This window comes from Streptomyces sp. NBC_00310 (assembly GCF_036208085.1).
In the GTDB taxonomy this organism is placed as follows: Bacteria; Actinomycetota; Actinomycetes; order Streptomycetales; family Streptomycetaceae; genus Streptomyces.
Map to the genome: position 1 here is coordinate 5,616,687 of NZ_CP130714.1, position 18,175 is coordinate 5,634,861.

At 67.5% G+C, this 18,175-nt stretch carries 17 protein-coding genes; 8 read left to right on the top strand and 9 right to left on the bottom strand.

Features of this window, described 5'->3' with window-relative positions; all coding sequences use genetic code 11:
• Nucleotides 1-127 precede the first annotated feature (127 nt).
• Entirely contained in the window at nt 128-1,099 is a 972-nt protein-coding gene (gene trxB / locus OG202_RS24645) for a thioredoxin-disulfide reductase (protein ID WP_328223599.1), read from the top strand.
• A 41-nt stretch (nt 1,100-1,140) separates the two neighbouring features.
• Nucleotides 1,141-1,473: a thioredoxin gene (gene trxA / locus OG202_RS24650; RefSeq protein ID WP_005482961.1), complete on the top strand. Its 333-nt coding sequence runs from the start codon at nt 1,141-1,143 to the stop codon at nt 1,471-1,473.
• Nucleotides 1,474-1,525: 52 nt separating this feature from the next.
• Here trxA and OG202_RS24655 read toward each other — a convergent pair whose 3' ends face one another.
• From OG202_RS24655 to rpmH, 9 genes are all read right to left on the bottom strand, one after another.
• Nucleotides 1,526-2,143: a GNAT family N-acetyltransferase gene (locus OG202_RS24655; protein WP_327728793.1), complete on the bottom strand. Its 618-nt coding sequence runs from the start codon at nt 2,141-2,143 to the stop codon at nt 1,526-1,528.
• A 322-nt stretch (nt 2,144-2,465) separates the two neighbouring features.
• Complete coding sequence (locus tag OG202_RS24660) at nt 2,466-3,557, bottom strand: ParB/RepB/Spo0J family partition protein (protein WP_327750234.1); 1,092 nt, start codon at nt 3,555-3,557, stop codon at nt 2,466-2,468.
• Complete coding sequence (locus OG202_RS24665) at nt 3,554-4,627, bottom strand: ParA family protein (RefSeq protein WP_326585726.1); 1,074 nt, start codon at nt 4,625-4,627, stop codon at nt 3,554-3,556. The genes OG202_RS24660 and OG202_RS24665 overlap by 4 nt, the downstream gene beginning before the upstream one ends.
• Before the next feature lie 288 nt (nt 4,628-4,915).
• Complete coding sequence (rsmG, locus tag OG202_RS24670; protein WP_326580729.1) at nt 4,916-5,632, bottom strand: 16S rRNA (guanine(527)-N(7))-methyltransferase RsmG; 717 nt, start codon at nt 5,630-5,632, stop codon at nt 4,916-4,918.
• Between the two features lie 116 nt (nt 5,633-5,748).
• A complete protein-coding gene (locus tag OG202_RS24675) occupies nt 5,749-6,261 on the bottom strand; it encodes a Jag family protein (protein WP_326580727.1) in 513 nt (170 codons plus the stop codon).
• 15 nt (nt 6,262-6,276) lie between these two features.
• Complete coding sequence (gene yidC, locus OG202_RS24680) at nt 6,277-7,554, bottom strand: membrane protein insertase YidC (RefSeq protein ID WP_327728791.1); 1,278 nt, start codon at nt 7,552-7,554, stop codon at nt 6,277-6,279.
• Nucleotides 7,555-7,557: 3 nt separating this feature from the next.
• Nucleotides 7,558-7,911 (bottom strand): membrane protein insertion efficiency factor YidD, encoded by a 354-nt coding sequence (yidD, locus tag OG202_RS24685; RefSeq protein ID WP_257543242.1) that lies wholly within the window; start codon nt 7,909-7,911, stop codon nt 7,558-7,560.
• Nucleotides 7,908-8,279 carry a ribonuclease P protein component gene (gene rnpA, locus OG202_RS24690; protein WP_078853524.1) on the bottom strand — a complete coding sequence of 124 codons (372 nt, stop codon included), beginning with the start codon at nt 8,277-8,279 and terminating at the stop codon, nt 7,908-7,910. The genes yidD and rnpA overlap by 4 nt, the downstream gene beginning before the upstream one ends.
• Nucleotides 8,280-8,300: 21 nt before the next feature.
• Nucleotides 8,301-8,438 carry a 50S ribosomal protein L34 gene (gene rpmH / locus OG202_RS24695; RefSeq protein ID WP_005482975.1) on the bottom strand — a complete coding sequence of 46 codons (138 nt, stop codon included), beginning with the start codon at nt 8,436-8,438 and terminating at the stop codon, nt 8,301-8,303.
• Nucleotides 8,439-8,855: 417 nt separating this feature from the next.
• Here rpmH and dnaA point away from each other — a divergent pair, with 417 nt between their 5' ends.
• The 6 genes from dnaA (at nt 8,856) to gyrB (ending at nt 18,154) form a co-directional block, all read left to right on the top strand.
• A complete protein-coding gene (dnaA, locus tag OG202_RS24700; RefSeq protein ID WP_327728790.1) occupies nt 8,856-10,844 on the top strand; it encodes a chromosomal replication initiator protein DnaA in 1,989 nt (662 codons plus the stop codon).
• A gap of 881 nt (nt 10,845-11,725) precedes the next feature.
• Nucleotides 11,726-12,856: a DNA polymerase III subunit beta gene (gene dnaN / locus OG202_RS24705; protein WP_327732179.1), complete on the top strand. Its 1,131-nt coding sequence runs from the start codon at nt 11,726-11,728 to the stop codon at nt 12,854-12,856.
• A gap of 206 nt (nt 12,857-13,062) precedes the next feature.
• On the top strand, nt 13,063-13,938 hold the full coding sequence (gene gnd / locus OG202_RS24710) for a phosphogluconate dehydrogenase (NAD(+)-dependent, decarboxylating) (RefSeq protein WP_327728789.1): 876 nt from the start codon (nt 13,063-13,065) through the stop codon (nt 13,936-13,938).
• A gap of 102 nt (nt 13,939-14,040) precedes the next feature.
• The gene (gene recF, locus OG202_RS24715; RefSeq protein WP_327728788.1) at nt 14,041-15,165 is read left to right on the top strand and encodes a DNA replication/repair protein RecF; all 1,125 of its coding nucleotides are present in this window, start codon (nt 14,041-14,043) and stop codon (nt 15,163-15,165) included.
• Complete coding sequence (locus OG202_RS24720) at nt 15,162-15,695, top strand: DUF721 domain-containing protein (RefSeq protein ID WP_327728787.1); 534 nt, start codon at nt 15,162-15,164, stop codon at nt 15,693-15,695. The genes recF and OG202_RS24720 overlap by 4 nt, the downstream gene beginning before the upstream one ends.
• A 395-nt stretch (nt 15,696-16,090) precedes the next feature.
• Entirely contained in the window at nt 16,091-18,154 is a 2,064-nt protein-coding gene (gyrB, locus tag OG202_RS24725) for a DNA topoisomerase (ATP-hydrolyzing) subunit B (RefSeq protein ID WP_327728786.1), read from the top strand.
• The last annotated feature ends 21 nt before the right edge of the window (nt 18,155-18,175 follow it).

Consider the following 18,175-nt stretch of genomic DNA (forward strand, 5'->3'; position numbering starts at 1 on the left):
TCTCGTCTCCGTGTGCCCGGACACACCGGGAATGCACGCCCCTTAGGATCCGTTGGGTGGGGTGAGAGTTCCGAGAGCAGCTCCCACCGGCAGTACGCAGCAGTCCCCAGAGACGAGGAATCAAGCCGTGAGCGACGTCCGTAACGTGATCATCATCGGCTCCGGGCCCGCCGGCTACACGGCGGCGCTCTACACCGCGCGCGCGTCGCTGAAGCCGCTGGTCTTCGAGGGCGCCGTCACCGCAGGCGGCGCCCTGATGAACACCACCGAGGTGGAGAACTTCCCCGGCTTCCGGGACGGCATCATGGGTCCCGACCTCATGGACAACATGCGCGCCCAGGCCGAGCGCTTCGGTGCCGAGCTCATCCCGGACGACATTGTCGCCGTCGACCTGAGCGGCGAGGTCAAGACCGTCACGGACACCGCCGGCACGGTGCACCGTGCCAAGGCCGTCATCATCACCACGGGCTCCCAGCACCGCAAGCTCGGGCTGCCCAACGAGGACGCCCTCTCCGGCCGCGGTGTCTCCTGGTGCGCCACCTGTGACGGGTTCTTCTTCAAGGACCAGGACATCGCCGTGATCGGCGGCGGTGACACGGCGATGGAGGAAGCCACCTTCCTGTCGCGGTTCGCCAAGTCCGTGACCATCGTCCACCGCCGGGACACGCTGCGTGCCTCCAAGGCGATGCAGGAGCGCGCGTTCGCCGACCCGAAGATCTCCTTCGTGTGGGACAGCGAGGTCGCCGAGATTCAGGGCGACCAGAAGCTCGCCGGACTGAAGCTGCGCAACATCAAGACGGGCGAGACCTCTGAGCTGCCGGTAACCGGGCTGTTCATCGCGATCGGCCACGACCCGCGCACGGAACTCTTCAAGGGTCAGCTCGACCTGGACGACGAGGGCTATCTGAAGGTGGCCGCCCCGTCGACCCGGACGAATCTGACCGGTGTCTTCGGCGCCGGTGACGTCGTCGACCACACCTACCGCCAGGCGATCACCGCGGCCGGCACCGGCTGCTCCGCGGCCCTCGACGCCGAGCGCTTCCTCGCCGCTCTCGCCGACGGCGAGCAGGCCGCCGAGCCCGAGAAGACCGCCGTCTGACCCCCGTCCGCCCCACCGCACCAACCAGTTAGGAGCCCTCAGTGGCCGGCACTCTGAAGAACGTGACCGACGACTCCTTCGAGCAGGACGTCCTCAAGAACGACAAGCCCGTCCTGGTGGACTTCTGGGCCGCCTGGTGCGGTCCGTGCCGCCAGATCGCGCCGTCCCTCGAAGCAATCGCCCAGGAGTACGGCGACAAGATCGAGATCGTCAAGCTCAACATCGATGAGAACCCGGCCACGGCTGCCAAGTACGGCGTCATGTCCATTCCGACGCTGAACGTCTACCAGGCCGGCGAGGTCGCCAAGACCATCGTCGGCGCCAAGCCCAAGGCGGCGATCGTGCGGGACCTCGAGGACTTCATCGCCGAGTGATGTTTCACGTGAAACATGAAGGGGCCGACCCAAGCGGGTCGGCCCCTTCGTTTTAGAGCGGTCGCAACGCCGGTTCCTTCTGGACTGCTCCCAGAAGTCGGTCCAGAGCCATTTCGACGTCCTCCTTCCAGGAGAGCGTCGTCCGCAGCTCCAACCGCAGCCGGGGATAGGTGGGGTGAGGGCGGACCGTCTTGAAGCCCACGGCCGTCAGATGGTCGGCTGGAAGGACACACGCCGCCTCCTCCCAGCGGGCGTCACCGAAAGCCTCGATGGCCTTGAAGCCCCGTCGCAGCAGATCCTTGGCCACCGTCTGGACCATCACACGACCCAGCCCCTGCCCTTGGTAGCCCGGCATGATGAAGGCGGTCATCAACTGGACCGCGTCAGGCGACACCGGACTCGTGGGGAACGCCGTGGAGCGGGGCACATAAGCCGGAGGCGCGTACAGCACGAAGCCCACCGGCACCTCGTCCACGTAGACGACCCGGCCGCAGGACCCCCAGTCCAGCAGGACGGCGGAGATCCAGGCTTCCTTCTCCAGTGCGGGGGTGCCCCCCTTTACCGCGGCCTCGCCGCTGACTGGGTCCAACTCCCAGAAGACACACGAGCGACAGCGCTTGGGAAGGTCCTGAAGGTTGTCCAGCGTGAGCGGTACGAGCCGACGCCCCATGAAGGCTGTTCCTCGCTTCCTTCGCCCGCAGCGTCGCGAGCGGCTGTCAGAGCGCTCCGCTCCCTGAGCAGACTGCCGACGAATCCGCCGACCGCGCCGAGTCCCAGGCCTGCGGTCACCAGTCCGGAACGGCTCACGGTTCGCATGCCCCCGCCTCTCCAAGAAGATCCGCCAGGCCGATGCGCGATACCCGAACGCATCGTATCCACGATGTGATTGCCTCGATACCGCCTCAAAGCAAAGAGCGGGCTGTGTCCGGTATACATCGGACACAGCCCGCTCATGCGGTCGACGGGCCGCAGGCCTCCTGTCATTCGGAGGCTCAGGCCTCCGTCTCCTCCGAGTCGTCGTCCAGGAGGCTCTTCTGGAGAGCGAGCTTCTCGCCCGGGGCGAGCGTGCTCAGGATCCGCTCAAGGTCCTCCGTGGAGGCGAACTCCACGGTGATCTTGCCCTTCTTCTGGCCCAGATCGATTTTCACGCGCGTCTCGAAGCGATCCGAGAGCCGGGTTGCGAGTTCGCCCAGCGCCGGGGAGGGCACGGAGCCGGCCCGGGGCCCCTTGGACCGTGCGGTGCTCTTCGGGTGCGAGCCCATGAGTGTGACGATCTCTTCGACCGCTCGAACCGACAGTCCCTCGGCCACGATCCGGTGAGCCAGCTTGTCCTGCTCCTCCGAGTCCTCGACAGAGAGGAGCGCCCGGGCATGCCCGGCGGAGAGAACACCGGCGGCCACACGGCGCTGGACCGCCGCCGAGAGCTTCAGCAGACGCAGGGTGTTGGAGACCTGCGGGCGGGACCGACCGATACGGTCCGCCAGCTGGTCGTGCGTGCAGTTGAAGTCCTTGAGCAACTGGTCGTAGGCGAACGCCTCTTCCAGCGGGTTCAGCTGGGCACGGTGCAGGTTCTCCAGGAGCGCGTCCAGGAGGAGCTTCTCGTCGTCCGTGGCCCGCACGATCGCGGGGATCGCTTCCAACTCGGCCTCATGACAGGCTCGCCACCGCCGCTCACCCATGATGAGCTCGTAGCGGGACGGGCCCACCTGCCGTACGACGATGGGCTGGAGAAGGCCGACCTCCTTGATGGAGGTAACCAGTTCCTGGAGAAGGTCCTCGTCGAACACCTCACGCGGCTGGCGCGGGTTCGGGGTGATGGAGTCGAGAGGCAGCTCGGCGAAGTAGGCACCGATGGGCGCTGCGGGCAGTTCCGCCGCGCCGTTCGGCGACAGCTCCTCTGTTTCACGTGAAACAGGCGGGAGAGTCACCACCTTCGAAGCCGCCAACCCACGCTCAGGGGTGAAGACAGAAGTCGCCGCCTGTGGTGCGGGCGCTCCGGCTGGCGGGGACTCCTTCTCTCCTGTCGCGGCCGCTGGGATCAGTGCGGCGAGACCACGGCCCAACCCCCTCCGTCGATCACTCACTGGATCCCCTCCACCACACTCGGATTGTTCTGAGCACCGATATGGGCGTGCGTCGGGTCGTATCCGACACCCACGCCCTTCAGCGCGATTTCTCGTGCCGCCTCAAGGTAGGAGAGGGCACCGCTCGATCCTGGATCGTAGGTCAGCACCGTCTGCCCGTAGCTCGGCGCCTCGGAGATACGGACGGAGCGGGGAATGCTCGTCCGCAGCACCTCCTCGCCGAAGTGGGTGCGCACCTCGTCGGCGACCTGGGACGCCAGGCGCGTCCGGCCGTCGTACATGGTGAGCAGAATGGTCGACACATGAAGGACGGGGTTGAGGTGCCCCCGGACCAGATCGACATTGCGGAGCAGTTGCCCGAGGCCCTCCAGCGCGTAGTACTCGCACTGGATCGGGATCAGGACTTCCTGGCCGGCGACCAACGCGTTCACCGTCAGCAGTCCGAGCGAGGGCGGGCAGTCGATGAGGATGTAGTCCAGGGGCTGCTCGTACGCCTGAATCGCTCGCTGCAGTCGGCTCTCTCGTGCCACCAGGGACACCAGCTCGATCTCTGCACCGGCGAGATCGATCGTGGCGGGGGCGCAGAAGAGACCCTCGACATCAGGAACGGGCTGCACGACTTCTGACAGCGGCTTGCTGTCGATCAGCACGTCGTAGATGGACGGTACCTCGGCGTGATGGTCGATTCCCAGCGCGGTGGACGCGTTGCCCTGAGGATCGAGGTCGACCACCAGGACCCGGGCGCCGTGCAGAGCCAGCGAAGCGGCGAGGTTGACCGTCGTCGTGGTCTTTCCGACGCCGCCTTTCTGGTTGGCGACGACCATGACTCTGGTCTGCTCGGGCCGGGGCAGTCCCTCGCCGGCACGGCCCAGAGCCTCTACCGCCAGTTGGGCAGCACGACCGATGGGAGTGTCGTCCATCGGGGGCGGTGTTTCACGTGAAACATCGTCCCCCATCGACTCGGTACGGGGACCGGGGACCGGATCGGTCATCGGTCCCGCGATGTTGGCGTCGGACCGCAAGGATTCACTCTCCTCGACTTCAGGCTCGCAATGAACAGAGCCTCCCATGCCTTCGGGGTCGTGAACCAGTGAGGCCTGGTGTTCTGTGGAGAATTCCACCTCTGTGGAAAACTCCGTTACCTCTCCGAGTGACCCAAGAGGCTTCCGGTCGCGCGGTTCGGCCGCGGCGCGGCCACGGCTGATGATGCCGTGCAGCAGTGAGCGACGTTTCACGTGAAACACGATGCCTAGCGGCACGGCCCACGATCGCGCGACACTCCGAGATGCATAGGTTGGGAAGCTTGTGTGGAGTACTCATCGTCGTCAGGACGGATCTGTGAACGTCCAGATCAGTGCCTAGCGGCGTCGGCGTACCCGCCCGGTCCGGGCCGCCTTTGCCCTCTTCGCCGCGAAGCGCACACCGCCCGGGCTCTCTCCGACCTCCACGCGGACGACCGTGGACAGTGGATCGACCACGCCTTCACCGACGTGGTGGATGGAGGTCTCCACCGCACCGAGCTTGCTCAGGGCTGTGGCGGCACTTTTCAGCTCTTCCTCCGCGGTGTCGCCCTTGAGCGCCAGCATCTCTCCGTACGGGCGCAGCAGCGGAATGCCCCAGGCGGCCAGTCGGTCCAGCGGGGCCACGGCCCGAGCCGTCACCACATGGACCGGCTGCAATGTCCCGAGGACCTCTTCCGCTCGGCCACGGACGACTGTCACGTGGTCGAGACCCAGAAGCTCGACCACCTCGGTCAGGAAGTTGGTGCGCCGCAGCAGTGGCTCCAGCAGCGTGATCTTCAGATCCTCCCGGACGAGGGCCAGCGGAATGCCCGGCAGCCCGGCACCGGAACCGACATCGCACACCGTCACCCCCTCCGGCACGACCTCGGAGAGCACCGCGCAGTTCAACAGATGCCTCTCCCACAGGCGGGGTACCTCTCGCGGGCCGATGAGCCCTCGCTGCACACCCGCCTCAGCCAGGAGCTCGGCGTACCGGACCGCGTCCGCATAGCGATCGCCGAATACGTCGCGCGCCTGCTCGGGCGCAGGGGGGAGCTCCGCTGACTCCGTCACGGGGACCGTCCTTCCGTACCGCAAGGGCGCACTGGGGCGCTGACATCAGAACAACAGGCTGACAAAGTTCGGCCCCGTCTGCGGGCAGACGGGGCCGGAGGAACGTACCTACCGAATCAGACAGGCAGCACGACGACGAAGCGCTGCGGCTCCTCGCCCTCGGACTCGCTGCGCAGGCCCGCGGACTTGACCGCGTCATGCACGACCTTGCGCTCGAAGGGCGTCATCGCCTTCAGCTTCACGGGCTCGCCGGTGCTCTTGGCCTCGGCCGCCGCCTTGGCGCCCAGCTCGGAGAGCTCGGCGCGCTTCTTGGCCCGATAGCCGGCGATGTCCAGCATCAGTCGGCTGCGGTCGCCGGTCTCGCGGTGCACGGCCAGGCGCGTGAGCTCCTGGAGCGCCTCGAGCACCTCGCCCTCCCGGCCGACGAGCTTGTTCAGATCGCGGCCGCCGGAGTCGCTGATGATCGAGACAGAGGCACGATCGGCCTCGACGTCCATGTCGATGTCGCCGTCGAGGTCGGCGATGTCCAGCAGACCTTCCAGATAGTCCGCCGCGATCTCACCCTCCTGCTCCAGGCGGGTGAGGGTGTCTCCACCCTCGGAGGCGGCGGAGGTGGTGCCTTCCGTCACGGGATGGGCTCCTTCTTACTTCTTGGACGGGGACTTGGGGCGCTGCTGACCCTTGCGCTGACCGGACTGAGCCTTGCTGCGGCCACCGGCACCGGGCTTGGGCGCGGCCTTCTTGGCAGCGGCCGCCGGCTTGGCGTCCTCCGGCTCGTCGGACTTGCTCAGCGAGATGGGCTCGGTCTCCGGCTCGGCGTCGTCGGCGGTCTTCGCACCACCGGACTGACGCTGGGCCTTGGTCTGACGCTTGGGCTGCTGGCGCCTGGGGGTCGCCGGCGTACCGTCCTCGGCCGTCGCGACGGTCGAGACCTCGCTCTTGAGCACGGTGCCGTCACCCTGGGCCGCGAGCCCCTCCTTGCCCAGACCCGTGATGAACTTCCGCTCGTGCTCGTTGCGGTCACGGCCCTTGGCCACGATCGCCTTGACGATGGCGCGCTCACGGCGGTTGCGGGTCTTGCCGTGCCGCGTGACGTGCTTGAGGAGGCGCTCCAGGTAAGCCGCCTGGGCCTTGGAGCCCGGGGTCGGGTTGTTGTGGATGACGTACATCTGCTGGCCCATGGTCCACACGTTGGTGGTCAGCCAGTAGACGAGGACACCGACCGGGAAGTTGATGCCGAAGACGGCGAACATGATCGGGAAGACGTACATCAGCATCTTCTGCTGCTGCATGAACGGCGTCTTCACCGTGGTGTCGACGTTCTTCGTCATCAGCTGACGCTGCGTGTAGAACTGCGAAGCCGACATCAGGACGATCATGACCGCGGTCACGATGCGGACCGTGGTCAGCGAGGCGTCGAGTGCCGTGACGTCCGCGGAGCTGTCCGTGAACTTCGCGGCCAGCGGGGCACCGAAGATGTGCGCCTTCTGCGCGCTGTCCAGCAGGCTCTGGTTGATCGAGCCGATGGTGTCGTTGTTCGCGATGCTGTTGAGCACGTGGTACAGCGCGAAGAAGAACGGGGACTGCGCCAGGATGGGAAGGCACGAGGAGAGCGGGTTGGTGCCCGTCTCCTTGTACAGCTTCATCATCTCTTCGGACTGACGCTGCTTGTCGTTCTTGTAGCGCTCCTGGATCTTCTTCATCTCGGGCTGCAGCGTCTGCATCGCCCGGGTCGCCTTGATCTGCTTCACGAAGAGCGGGATCAGGCAGATACGGATCAGAATCACCAAGGACACGATGGACAGGCCCCAGGCCCACCCGGTGTCATCGCCGAAGAGGGCGCCGTACACCTTGTGGAACTGGACGATGACCCAGGAGACAGGTGTCGTGATGAAGCTGAAGAGGCTGGCAATCGTGTCCACTAATCATGCTCCTTGGGCATGGGACGGGCTCTCGGCGGCCGGGCTCGAAGGAACATGCCCCTCGGTGGCCGGTTCGGCGGCGGAGGACCCGCCCTTGCGTGCGCGCCACGTGCCACGCAACATCTCGTGCCACCGCGGGCGCTTGCGCGGCGGGACATGGTCCACACCGCCGAGCGACCACGGATTGCACCGCAGGATGCGCCAGGCTGTGAGTGCCGTTCCCTTGATCGCACCGTGCCGGTCGATGGCCGTATAGCCGTAGTGGGAACACGACGGGTAGTACTTGCAGACCGGCCCGAGCAGCGGACTGATCGTCCACTGGTACAGCTTGATCAGCGCCAGCAGCGGGTACTTCATCGTGCGCCCCCTCCCAGCAGCCGCCCTATGGCGGCATCCAGGTCTTGGGCCAGTTGTACGTGGTCGGCGTCACCCGCTCCGGGCAGCGCTCGTACGACTACCAGGCTACCGGGGGGAAACAGGGCGACTCGATCGCGCATCAGATGGCGAAGCCTGCGCTTCACCTTGTTGCGTACGACCGAGCCACCGACGGCCTTGCTCACGACGAAACCCGCACGCGTCGGGGGAGCGCTCTCCCCAGGCGCGTGCGGGTCCGTGGCACCGCTACGTAGGTGAACGACGAGGAGTGGGCGTCCGGCCCGGCGTCCTCGTCGTACCGCGGTCGCGAAGTCCTCGCGCCGCCTCAGCCGATGCTCGGTAGGCAGCACGACGTCATGACCTGATCGGGATCAGGCGGACAGGCTGGCGCGACCCTTGCTGCGGCGGTTCGCGAGAATCGCGCGACCGGCACGGGTACGCATCCGCAGGCGGAAGCCGTGGGTCTTCGCGCGACGACGGTTGTTCGGCTGGAAGGTGCGCTTGCTCACTCGGGGGCTCCAGAAAGAAATCGGTGTTTGCGGGTGCCGTCCTGGCTGTCACCGTGCGCCCACGAGTAGCTCGTATAAACGCCCGAGTGCACCGCTGTCCGATCACCTGACGCGATCTGTGCCCATCGGAGGCAGGCGGCAGCAGCCATCGACAACTCGACCTGGTTACGGTACGCGCGGCTGCGCCATTCGGTCAAACCGGAGGCCACAGGGAGACACTATCCACAGGCTGGGGACAACAACTTGAACCGTACCGGTCGCCGTGACTACCGTGACTGAACTCCGATTCGTTCCCTTTCCTTTGGCTGCTGGGACCCGACCCACCCACCAGCACCTCGTTTCGAGCGCCCCACCCGAGTTCCAAACCAACCTGTCCCAGAACCACACGTTCGTGGGACCTGTGAGAGAGCGTGCCCTGTGGCTGACGTACCTGCCGATCTTGCCGCAGTGTGGCCACGAGTACTGGAGAAGCTCCTCGGTGAGGGCCACGGTCAGGGCGTCGAGGTGAAGGACGAGCGCTGGATCAAGCGCTGCCAGCCGCTCGCACTGGTCGCGGACACGGCTCTTCTCGCCGTCCCGAACGAGTTCGCGAAGGGCGTACTCGAGGGCCGTCTCGCGCCGATCGTCAGCGAGACCCTGAGCCGGGAGTGCGGCCGGCCGATCCGTATCGCGATCACCGTGGACAGCTCCGTCGGCGAGCCCGCGCCCCCTCCGACCCGGCACCGCTTCGAGGAGCCCGAGCTCCCCTCCGTCCCGTCCCAGAGCCGTGACGCCTACGACAACAGGGACGCGTACGACAGCCAGGGGCGCGACGCCCGCGGCGGGTACGAGAACCAGAACGCGTACGAGAACCAGAACGGATACGACGGCCCGGCCCGCGCCCCCTACGAGGGGTACGGCCGCCACCGGGCCGACGACCGAGGCCCGGGACGCGGCGACCAGCTGAGCGGCGGGCCCGGTGACCTGCTGCCGCCCCCTCGCTCGGACCAGCACCCCTCCGGCCGCTCCGACCAGCTTCCGACCGCGCGCCCCGCGTATCCGTCCGAGTACCAGCGGCCCGAGCCGGGCGCCTGGCCACGGCCTTCGCAGGACGACTACGGCTGGCAGCAGCAGCGGCTCGGGTTCCCGGAGAGGGACCCGTACGCTTCGCCGTCGTCGGACTACCGTTCGCAGTCCATGGACCGGCCGCCGTACGACCAGCAGCGCTCCGAGTACGACCGGCAGGGTTCCGACTCCGACTATCCGCGGCCGGACCGGCGCGAGCGCCCCGAGCCGCGTCCGGGCTCGGGGCATGTGCACCGGGGTGGACCGGCCAGTAGCGCCCCCGGCCCGCTGGCGGCGCAGCCCGCGCCGGCACCCGGTCCGGGTGAGCCGACGGCACGTCTGAATCCGAAGTACCTTTTCGACACCTTTGTCATCGGCGCCTCGAACCGTTTCGCGCACGCGGCCGCGGTGGCCGTCGCCGAGGCGCCGGCGAAGGCGTACAACCCCCTCTTCATCTATGGGGAGTCGGGGCTCGGCAAGACGCACCTGCTGCACGCGATCGGGCACTACGCGCGCAGCCTCTATCCGGGCACGCGGGTGCGGTACGTGAGCTCGGAGGAGTTCACCAACGAGTTCATCAACTCCATCCGCGACGGCAAGGGCGACAGCTTCCGCAAGCGGTACCGGGAGATGGACATCCTGCTCGTGGACGACATCCAGTTCCTGGCGGACAAGGAGTCGACGCAGGAGGAGTTCTTCCACACCTTCAATACGCTCCACAACGCGAACAAGCAGATCGTGCTCTCCAGCGACCGGCCGCCGAAGCAGTTGGTGACCCTGGAGGACCGGCTGCGGAACCGTTTCGAGTGGGGTCTGATCACCGATGTCCAGCCGCCGGAGCTGGAGACGCGTATCGCGATCCTCCGCAAGAAGGCGGTGCAGGAGCAGCTCAACGCCCCGCCCGAGGTACTGGAGTTCATCGCGTCCCGGATCTCGCGCAACATCCGCGAGCTGGAGGGCGCGCTGATCAGGGTGACGGCCTTCGCGTCGCTCAACCGGCAGCCGGTGGACCTCGGTCTGACCGAGATCGTCCTCAAGGACCTGATCCCGGGCGGCGAGAACGCGTCCCCCGAGATCACCGCCACCGCGATCATGGCCGCCACGGCCGACTACTTCGGGCTCACGGTCGAGGACCTCTGCGGCACCTCTCGCGGCCGCGCCCTGGTCACCGCCCGCCAGATCGCCATGTATCTGTGCCGTGAGCTGACCGACCTGTCGCTGCCCAAGATCGGCGCGCAGTTCGGCAACCGTGACCACACCACCGTCATGCACGCCGACCGCAAGATCCGCGCGCTGATGGCCGAGCGGCGCTCCATCTACAACCAGGTGACGGAGCTGACGAACCGCATCAAGAACGGCTGACAGAAGGCCGTCGTACGTCGCTGAGGGCGCCCCGGGACGAGTTCCCGAGGGCGCCTTCGGCGTTCCGGGGAGGCTTCGTCCGTCGCCGCACCGTCATCGGGTGTTCGAATACCTGCCGCGTTACGGCCTCCCTCCACAGATTCGGGGACTTTTTGCCGTCCACACCCTGGGGACCGGGAAGTTATGCAGATCGTGTCCACAGGGCAGGCGGTTGCGGGATCATCGATCCAGGTCAACCCCCTGTGGATTCGTGGACGAAAGTTTTCCACAGGCTGTGGACGAAATGGGGATCCACAGACTGTGGACGGAGTTGTCCACCGACGGCCCACAGGCTGCGGCCGGTTGTCCCCAGTGATCGTCGGCTTCTCCACATGCCTGTCCACTGTTCGGCAAGCCAACGCGCCTTCTCACCGTGTCGAGTGAAAGGCGTCACACGAAGTTGCCTGGTTGGGCTGTGGGAAAGGTGGGTAAACCTGGGGACGCCGCTGGGGAGAAGTACCCCCGGGCTGTGCACGGTGTGTGCAGAACTTTCTGTTCTCCACAGATACCCCCGGTTGTCCACCGCCTCCGCCCACAGGCCCGGTGGACAAAATTTGCCGCCTGAGCTGCGAAAACGGGGTTATCCACGGTTTCCACAGGCCCTACTACTACTGACAACTAGAGAGAGCTGGGAATCCGTTTCGAAGTGGGTCCTGTGCACAACTCGCTCTGGGCTGCCCGACCGCGCCTCGTCACGACTTGACCCCGAGAGGCTCCGAGTGTCAGCGGTGTGCGTCAGACTGTTCCCCGGTGTCCTTCCCCTCACCGGAATCAGCGACACCGAGACAGACGACGAAGCCAGGCAGGGCGAGAAGCGCCGGCAACAGCAGGAGGCGGCAACAGTGAAGATCCGGGTGGAACGCGACGTACTCGCGGAGGCAGTGGCCTGGGCGGCGCGCAGCCTCCCGGCCCGTCCGCCGGCGCCGGTCCTCGCCGGCCTCCTTCTGAAGGCCGAGGAAAGCCAGCTGAGCCTCTCCAGCTTCGACTACGAGGTCTCCGCGCGGGTCTCCGTGGAGGCCGAGGTCGACGAGGAGGGCACGGTGCTCGTCTCCGGCCGGCTCCTTGCCGACATCTGCCGCGCTCTCCCCAACCGCCCGGTGGAGATTTCCACGGACGGTGTACGGGCGACCGTGGTCTGCGGCTCCTCGCGGTTCACCCTCCACACACTGCCTGTGGAGGAGTACCCGTCCCTGCCGCAGATGCCGAACGCCACAGGCACCGTCCCGGGTGAGGTCTTCGCCTCCGCCGCCGCCCAGGTGGCCATCGCCGCCGGCCGCGACGACACGCTGCCCGTGCTCACCGGTGTGCGCATCGAGATCGAGGGCGACACGGTCACGCTGGCCTCCACCGACCGCTACCGCTTCGCGGTCCGCGAGTTCCTGTGGAAGCCGGAGAACCCCGAGGCGTCCGCGGTCGCACTGGTGCCCGCCAAGACGCTCCTGGACACCGCCAAGGCCCTCACGAGCGGCGACAGCGTCATCCTGGCGCTCTCCGGCTCGGGCTCGGGCGAGGGCCTGATCGGTTTCGAGGGCGCGGGCCGTCGGACGACCACGCGGCTGCTGGAGGGCGACCTCCCGAAGTACCGCACGCTGTTCCCGACGGAGTTCAACAGCGTGGCCGTCATCGAGACCGCCCCCTTCGTGGAGGCCGTCAAGCGTGTGGCCCTGGTCGCCGAGCGGAACACCCCGGTGCGGCTGAGCTTCGAGCAGGGCGTGCTGATCCTGGAGGCCGGCTCCAGCGACGACGCACAGGCTGTGGAAAGGGTCGACGCCCAGCTGGAGGGCGACGACATCTCGATCGCCTTCAACCCGACGTTCCTGCTGGACGGCCTGAGCGCCATCGACTCCCCGGTGGCGCAGCTGTCGTTCACGACGTCCACCAAGCCCGCGCTGCTCAGCGGCAAGCCGGCCGTGGACGCCGAGGCGGACGAGGCCTACAAGTACCTGATCATGCCGGTGCGGCTCAGCGGCTGACCGGCCGGACACCGCCCCGGCCGAGGCGCCGGAGGGTGTCCACAGCTCCGCGGGGCCCGGTGGAGCACCGGGCCCTCGGTGCGAAGCCGCAGGTCGGGGCATACGTTTGAGCGGGTATGCCCACAGGTGTGCGTGAGCGTCCGGGTTTAGGCTCGTGCTGGGTACGCAGGTGCCCTCATGCCACGTCGCAACCTAAGGAACAACTGATGGAGCTCGGTCTCGTCGGCCTCGGCAAGATGGGCGGCAACATGCGCGAGCGGATACGCCGCGCAGGCCACACCGTCATCGGATACGACCGGAACCCGGATCTCGCCGATGTTCACAGCCTCGAAGAGCTGGTGGGCAAGCTCAAGGGCCCGCGGGTCGTGTGGGTGATGGTCCCGGCCGGCGCCGCCACCCAGTCGACCGTCGACGAACTGGCCGAGCTGCTCCAGCCGGGAGATGTCGTCGTGGACGGCGGCAACTCCCGCTGGACGGACGACGAGAAGCACGCCGAGGCACTGGCGGCCAAGGGCATCGGCTTCGTCGACTGCGGTGTCTCCGGCGGAGTCTGGGGCCTGGAGAACGGCTATGCGCTGATGTACGGCGGTGACGCCGAGAACGTCGCCAAGGTGCGGCCGGTCTTCGACGCGCTCAAGCCCGAGGGCGATCTCGGCGCGGTGCACGCGGGCAAGGTCGGCGCCGGGCACTTCGCGAAGATGGTCCACAACGGCATCGAGTACGCGATGATGCAGGCGTACGCCGAGGGCTGGGAGCTCCTGGAGAAGGTCGACTCGGTGACGGACGTCCGCGAGGTCTTCCGTTCCTGGCAGGACGGCACGGTCATCCGTTCCTGGCTGCTCGACCTGGCGGTGAACGCCCTCGACGAGGACGAGCACCTGGACGGGCTGAAGGGGTTCGCACAGGACTCCGGCGAGGGCCGGTGGACGGTGGAGGCCGCCATCGACCACGCCGTGCCGCTGCCCGCGATCACGGCCTCCCTCTTCGCGCGGTTCGCGTCGCGCCAGGAGGACTCTCCGCAGATGAAGATGATCGCGGCGCTGCGGAACCAGTTCGGCGGCCACGCGGTCGAGAAGAAGTAACCCGCGGCACAGAAGACGAGAACGAACACACTACGGTCGACGAGAAGTCGTCCACAGGGCCGCACGGCGGTCCACAACCCTGGGGGAGGTCGGCACCCGACCATGCACGTCACGCATCTGTCGCTGGCCGACTTCCGCTCGTACGCCCGGGTCGAGGTCCCGCTCGACCCGGGCGTCACCGCGTTCGTGGGCCCCAACGGGCATGGCAAGACGAACCTGGTCGAGGCGGTCGGCTATCTCGCGACCCTCGGAAGCCACCGGGTGTCGTCGGACGCGCCACTCGTCCGCATGGGCGCCGACCGGGCGGTGATCCGGGCGCAGGTGCGGAAGGGCGAGCGGCAGCAGCTGATCGAGCTGGAGCTGAACCCCGGCAAGGCGAACCGGGCGCGTATCAACAGGTCGTCGCAGGTCAGACCGCGTGATGTGCTCGGCATCGTGCGGACGGTGCTGTTCGCGCCGGAGGACCTCGCGCTGGTCAAGGGCGACCCCGGTGAGCGGCGGCGCTTCCTCGACGAGCTGATCACCGCGCGGGCTCCGCGGATGGCGGGCGTGCGCTCGGACTACGAGCGGGTCCTCAAGCAGCGCAACACCCTCCTCAAGACGGCCGCGCTGGCCCGTCGGCACGGCGGCCGCTCCATGGACCTGTCCACGCTCGACGTGTGGGACCAGCACCTCGCGCGCGTGGGAGCCGAGTTGCTCGCCCAGCGCCTGGACCTGGTCGCCTCGATCCAGCCGCTCGCCGACAAGGCGTACGAGCAACTGGCACCCGGCGGCGGCCCGGTGAGTCTGGAGTACAAGCCCTCCTCGCCCGGCATCGTCGGCCACGCGCGTGAGGAGCTGTACGAGCAGCTGATGGCCGCCCTCGCCGAGAGCCGCAAGCAGGAGATCGAGCGGGGCGTCACCCTTGTAGGCCCTCATCGGGACGATGTGCTGCTCAAACTCGGGCAGCTGCCCGCCAAGGGGTACGCCTCCCACGGCGAGTCCTGGTCGTACGCCCTGGCCCTGCGGCTCGCCTCCTACGACCTGCTGCGGGCCGAGGGCAACGAGCCGGTGCTGATCCTCGACGACGTCTTCGCCGAGCTGGACGCTCGTCGGCGGGAGCGCCTGGCGGAGCTGGTCGCGCCGGGCGAGCAGGTCCTGGTGACCGCAGCCGTCGACGACGACGTACCGGACGTACTGACGGAGACGCGGTACTCCGTGGCCGACGGGACGGTGGAGCGCGCATGAGCGGATCCGAGGGAGCCCAGAAGCCTCCCGAGCCCTCCGGCGTGGACCTCGCGCGCGTGGCGCTGCGCGCCGCGAAGGAAGCGGCACGCGCGCGAGGCGAGGCCACCCAGCAGCAGAAGCAGGCCAGGCGCGGTGGCGGGCTGCGCTCCGGCGCGCGTGCCGACGGCCGTGACCCGATGCCCCTCGGCCCCGCGATCAACCGCCTGATCACCGAGCGGGGCTGGGAGACGCCGGCCGCCGTCGGCGGGGTGATGGGTCGCTGGCCGCAGATCGTCGGCGACGACCTGGCGAGACGATGCGTACCGGAGCGGTACGACGAGGACGAGCGGGTCCTGCACGTGCGGTGCGACTCGACGGCGTGGGCGACGAATGTCCGGCTGCTCGCCCCTCAGCTCGTCGCCCGGCTCAACGAGGACCTCGGCCACGGCACCGTGCGGCTGCTCAAGGTCCACGGCCCCGGCGGAGCCGCTCGACGCTACGGGCCCCTGCGCGCCCCGGGAAGCACCGGTCCCGGCGATACCTACGGGTGACCGTAGTCACATTTCCGGGCGCCTCCGCGCTCGTGACCGGGCGTCCTTCGAGGGTCTGCGGACGACGGTGCGCTCCGGCGCGGACGCTCGCATGCGGTTGCGAACGTCGACCTGACCCGGGAGTAGCAAAGGGTTGACACCCGGAAGCGCTGAGTGCCGCTGTGAGCCTCTTGGAGCCCCGCTCCGCATATGGGGAGTCGGGAGAGACCGGTTCAGGGCGGCACATGCGGACTCAGGTACCGGCAAACCCCCATCACGGTCGGCGCTACCGGTAGACTGGAAGCTAATCCCGCCCCATTCGTGGGGACCGCTACGGAAACACTGTTCACCGCTGACAAAGGCTTCCACCGCAACATGCCGCAGCCGCTCCGGCAAACCCGCCGGGAGCCGGGCTTGTGCTGTGCCAGAAAGGGCGCTTCGTGGCCGATTCCGGCAACCCCAACGAGAACATCCCGTCCACCGGCGCCGGCGCCAACGGCGAGGTCACAGCCTCGTACGACGCCAGTGCCATCACCGTCCTCGAAGGGCTGGACGCGGTCCGCAAGCGGCCCGGCATGTACATCGGCTCGACCGGTGAGCGTGGGCTGCATCACCTGGTGCAGGAGGTCGTCGACAACTCCGTCGACGAGGCGCTGGCCGGCCACGCCGACACCATCAGTGTGACGATCCTCGCCGACGGCGGCGTCCGGGTCGTCGACAACGGCCGCGGCATCCCGGTGGGCATCGTCCCTTCCGAGGGGAAGCCGGCCCTTGAGGTCGTGCTGACGGTGTTGCACGCGGGCGGCAAGTTCGGCGGCGGCGGCTACGCGGTCTCCGGCGGTCTGCACGGTGTCGGTGTCTCCGTGGTGAACGCCCTGTCCAGCAGGGTCACCGTCGAGGTCAAGACCGACGGCCACCGCTGGACCCAGGACTACAAGCTGGGCGTTCCGACGGCACCGCTGGCCAAGCACGAGGCCACCGGGGAGACCGGTACCTCGGTGACCTTCTGGGCCGACGCCGACATCTTCGAGACCACGTATTACTCCTTCGAGACGCTCTCGCGGCGCTTCCAGGAGATGGCGTTCCTCAACAAGGGTCTGACCATCAACCTCACGGACGAGCGCGAGTCCGCGAAGGCCACGGCCGGTGCGGACGAGGCCGGCGAGGACGAGAAGCACGAGGTCAAGACCGTCTCGTACCACTACGAGGGCGGCATCGTCGACTTCGTGAAGCACCTCAACTCCCGTAAGGGAGAGGCGGTTCACCCGTCCGTCATCGACTTCGAGGCCGAGGACAAGGACAAGCTCCTGTCCGTCGAGGTCGCCATGCAGTGGAACAGTGGTTACAGCGAGGGTGTCTACTCCTTCGCCAACATCATCCACACGCACGAGGGCGGTACGCACGAAGAGGGCTTCCGCGCCGCGATGACCGGTCTGATCAACCGCTACGCGCGCGACAAGAAGCTGCTGCGGGAGAAGGACGACAACCTCACGGGTGACGACATCCGCGAGGGTCTGACCGCGATCATCTCGATCAAGCTGAGCGAGCCGCAGTTCGAGGGCCAGACCAAGACCAAGCTGGGCAACACGGAGGCGAAGACCTTCGTGCAGAAGGTCGTGCACGAGCACCTCACGGACTGGCTGGACCGCAACCCGGTCGAGGCCGCGGACATCATCCGCAAGTCCATCCAGGCGGCCACCGCGCGCGTGGCGGCCCGCAAGGCCCGTGACCTCACCCGTCGCAAGGGCCTGCTGGAGACGGCGTCCCTGCCGGGCAAGCTGAGCGACTGCCAGTCGAACGATCCCATCAAGTGCGAGATCTTCATCGTCGAGGGTGACTCCGCCGGCGGCTCGGCCAAGTCCGGCCGTAACCCGCAGTACCAGGCGATCCTCCCGATCCGCGGCAAGATCCTCAATGTCGAGAAGGCGCGGATCGACAAGATCCTGCAGAACCAGGAGATCCAGGCGCTGATCTCCGCCTTCGGCACGGGTGTGCACGAGGACTTCGACATCTCCAGGCTCCGCTATCACAAGATCATCCTGATGGCGGACGCCGACGTCGACGGCCAGCACATCAACACCCTGCTGCTGACCTTCCTCTTCCGCTTCATGCGGCCGCTGGTCGAGGCCGGACACGTGTTCCTCTCGCGTCCCCCCCTCTACAAGATCAAGTGGGGCCGCGACGACTTCGAGTACGCCTACTCGGACCGCGAGCGCGACGCCCTGATCGAGCTCGGCCGACAGAACGGCAAGCGCGTCAGGGAGGACTCGATCCAGCGCTTCAAGGGTCTCGGCGAGATGAACGCCGAGGAACTGCGCATCACGACCATGGACCAGGACCACCGCGTCCTCGGCCAGGTCACGCTCGACGACGCCGCCCAGGCCGACGAGCTGTTCTCGGTCCTCATGGGCGAGGACGTCGAGGCCCGGCGCCAGTTCATCCAGCGCAACGCCAAGGACGTCCGCTTCCTCGACATCTGAGTCGGTCTCAGCTGACCGCAC

Coding starts and splice junctions, on each gene's coding strand:
- recF (WP_327728788.1), top strand. CDS start 14,041: ATGCACGTCACGCATCTGTCGCTGGCCGACTTCCGCTCGTACGCCCGG.
- yidD (WP_257543242.1), bottom strand. CDS start 7,911: ATGAAGTACCCGCTGCTGGCGCTGATCAAGCTGTACCAGTGGACGATC.
- OG202_RS24720 (WP_327728787.1), top strand. CDS start 15,162: ATGAGCGGATCCGAGGGAGCCCAGAAGCCTCCCGAGCCCTCCGGCGTG.
- OG202_RS24665 (WP_326585726.1), bottom strand. CDS start 4,627: ATGGGAGGCTCTGTTCATTGCGAGCCTGAAGTCGAGGAGAGTGAATCC.
- OG202_RS24655 (WP_327728793.1), bottom strand. CDS start 2,143: ATGGGGCGTCGGCTCGTACCGCTCACGCTGGACAACCTTCAGGACCTT.
- gnd (WP_327728789.1), top strand. CDS start 13,063: ATGGAGCTCGGTCTCGTCGGCCTCGGCAAGATGGGCGGCAACATGCGC.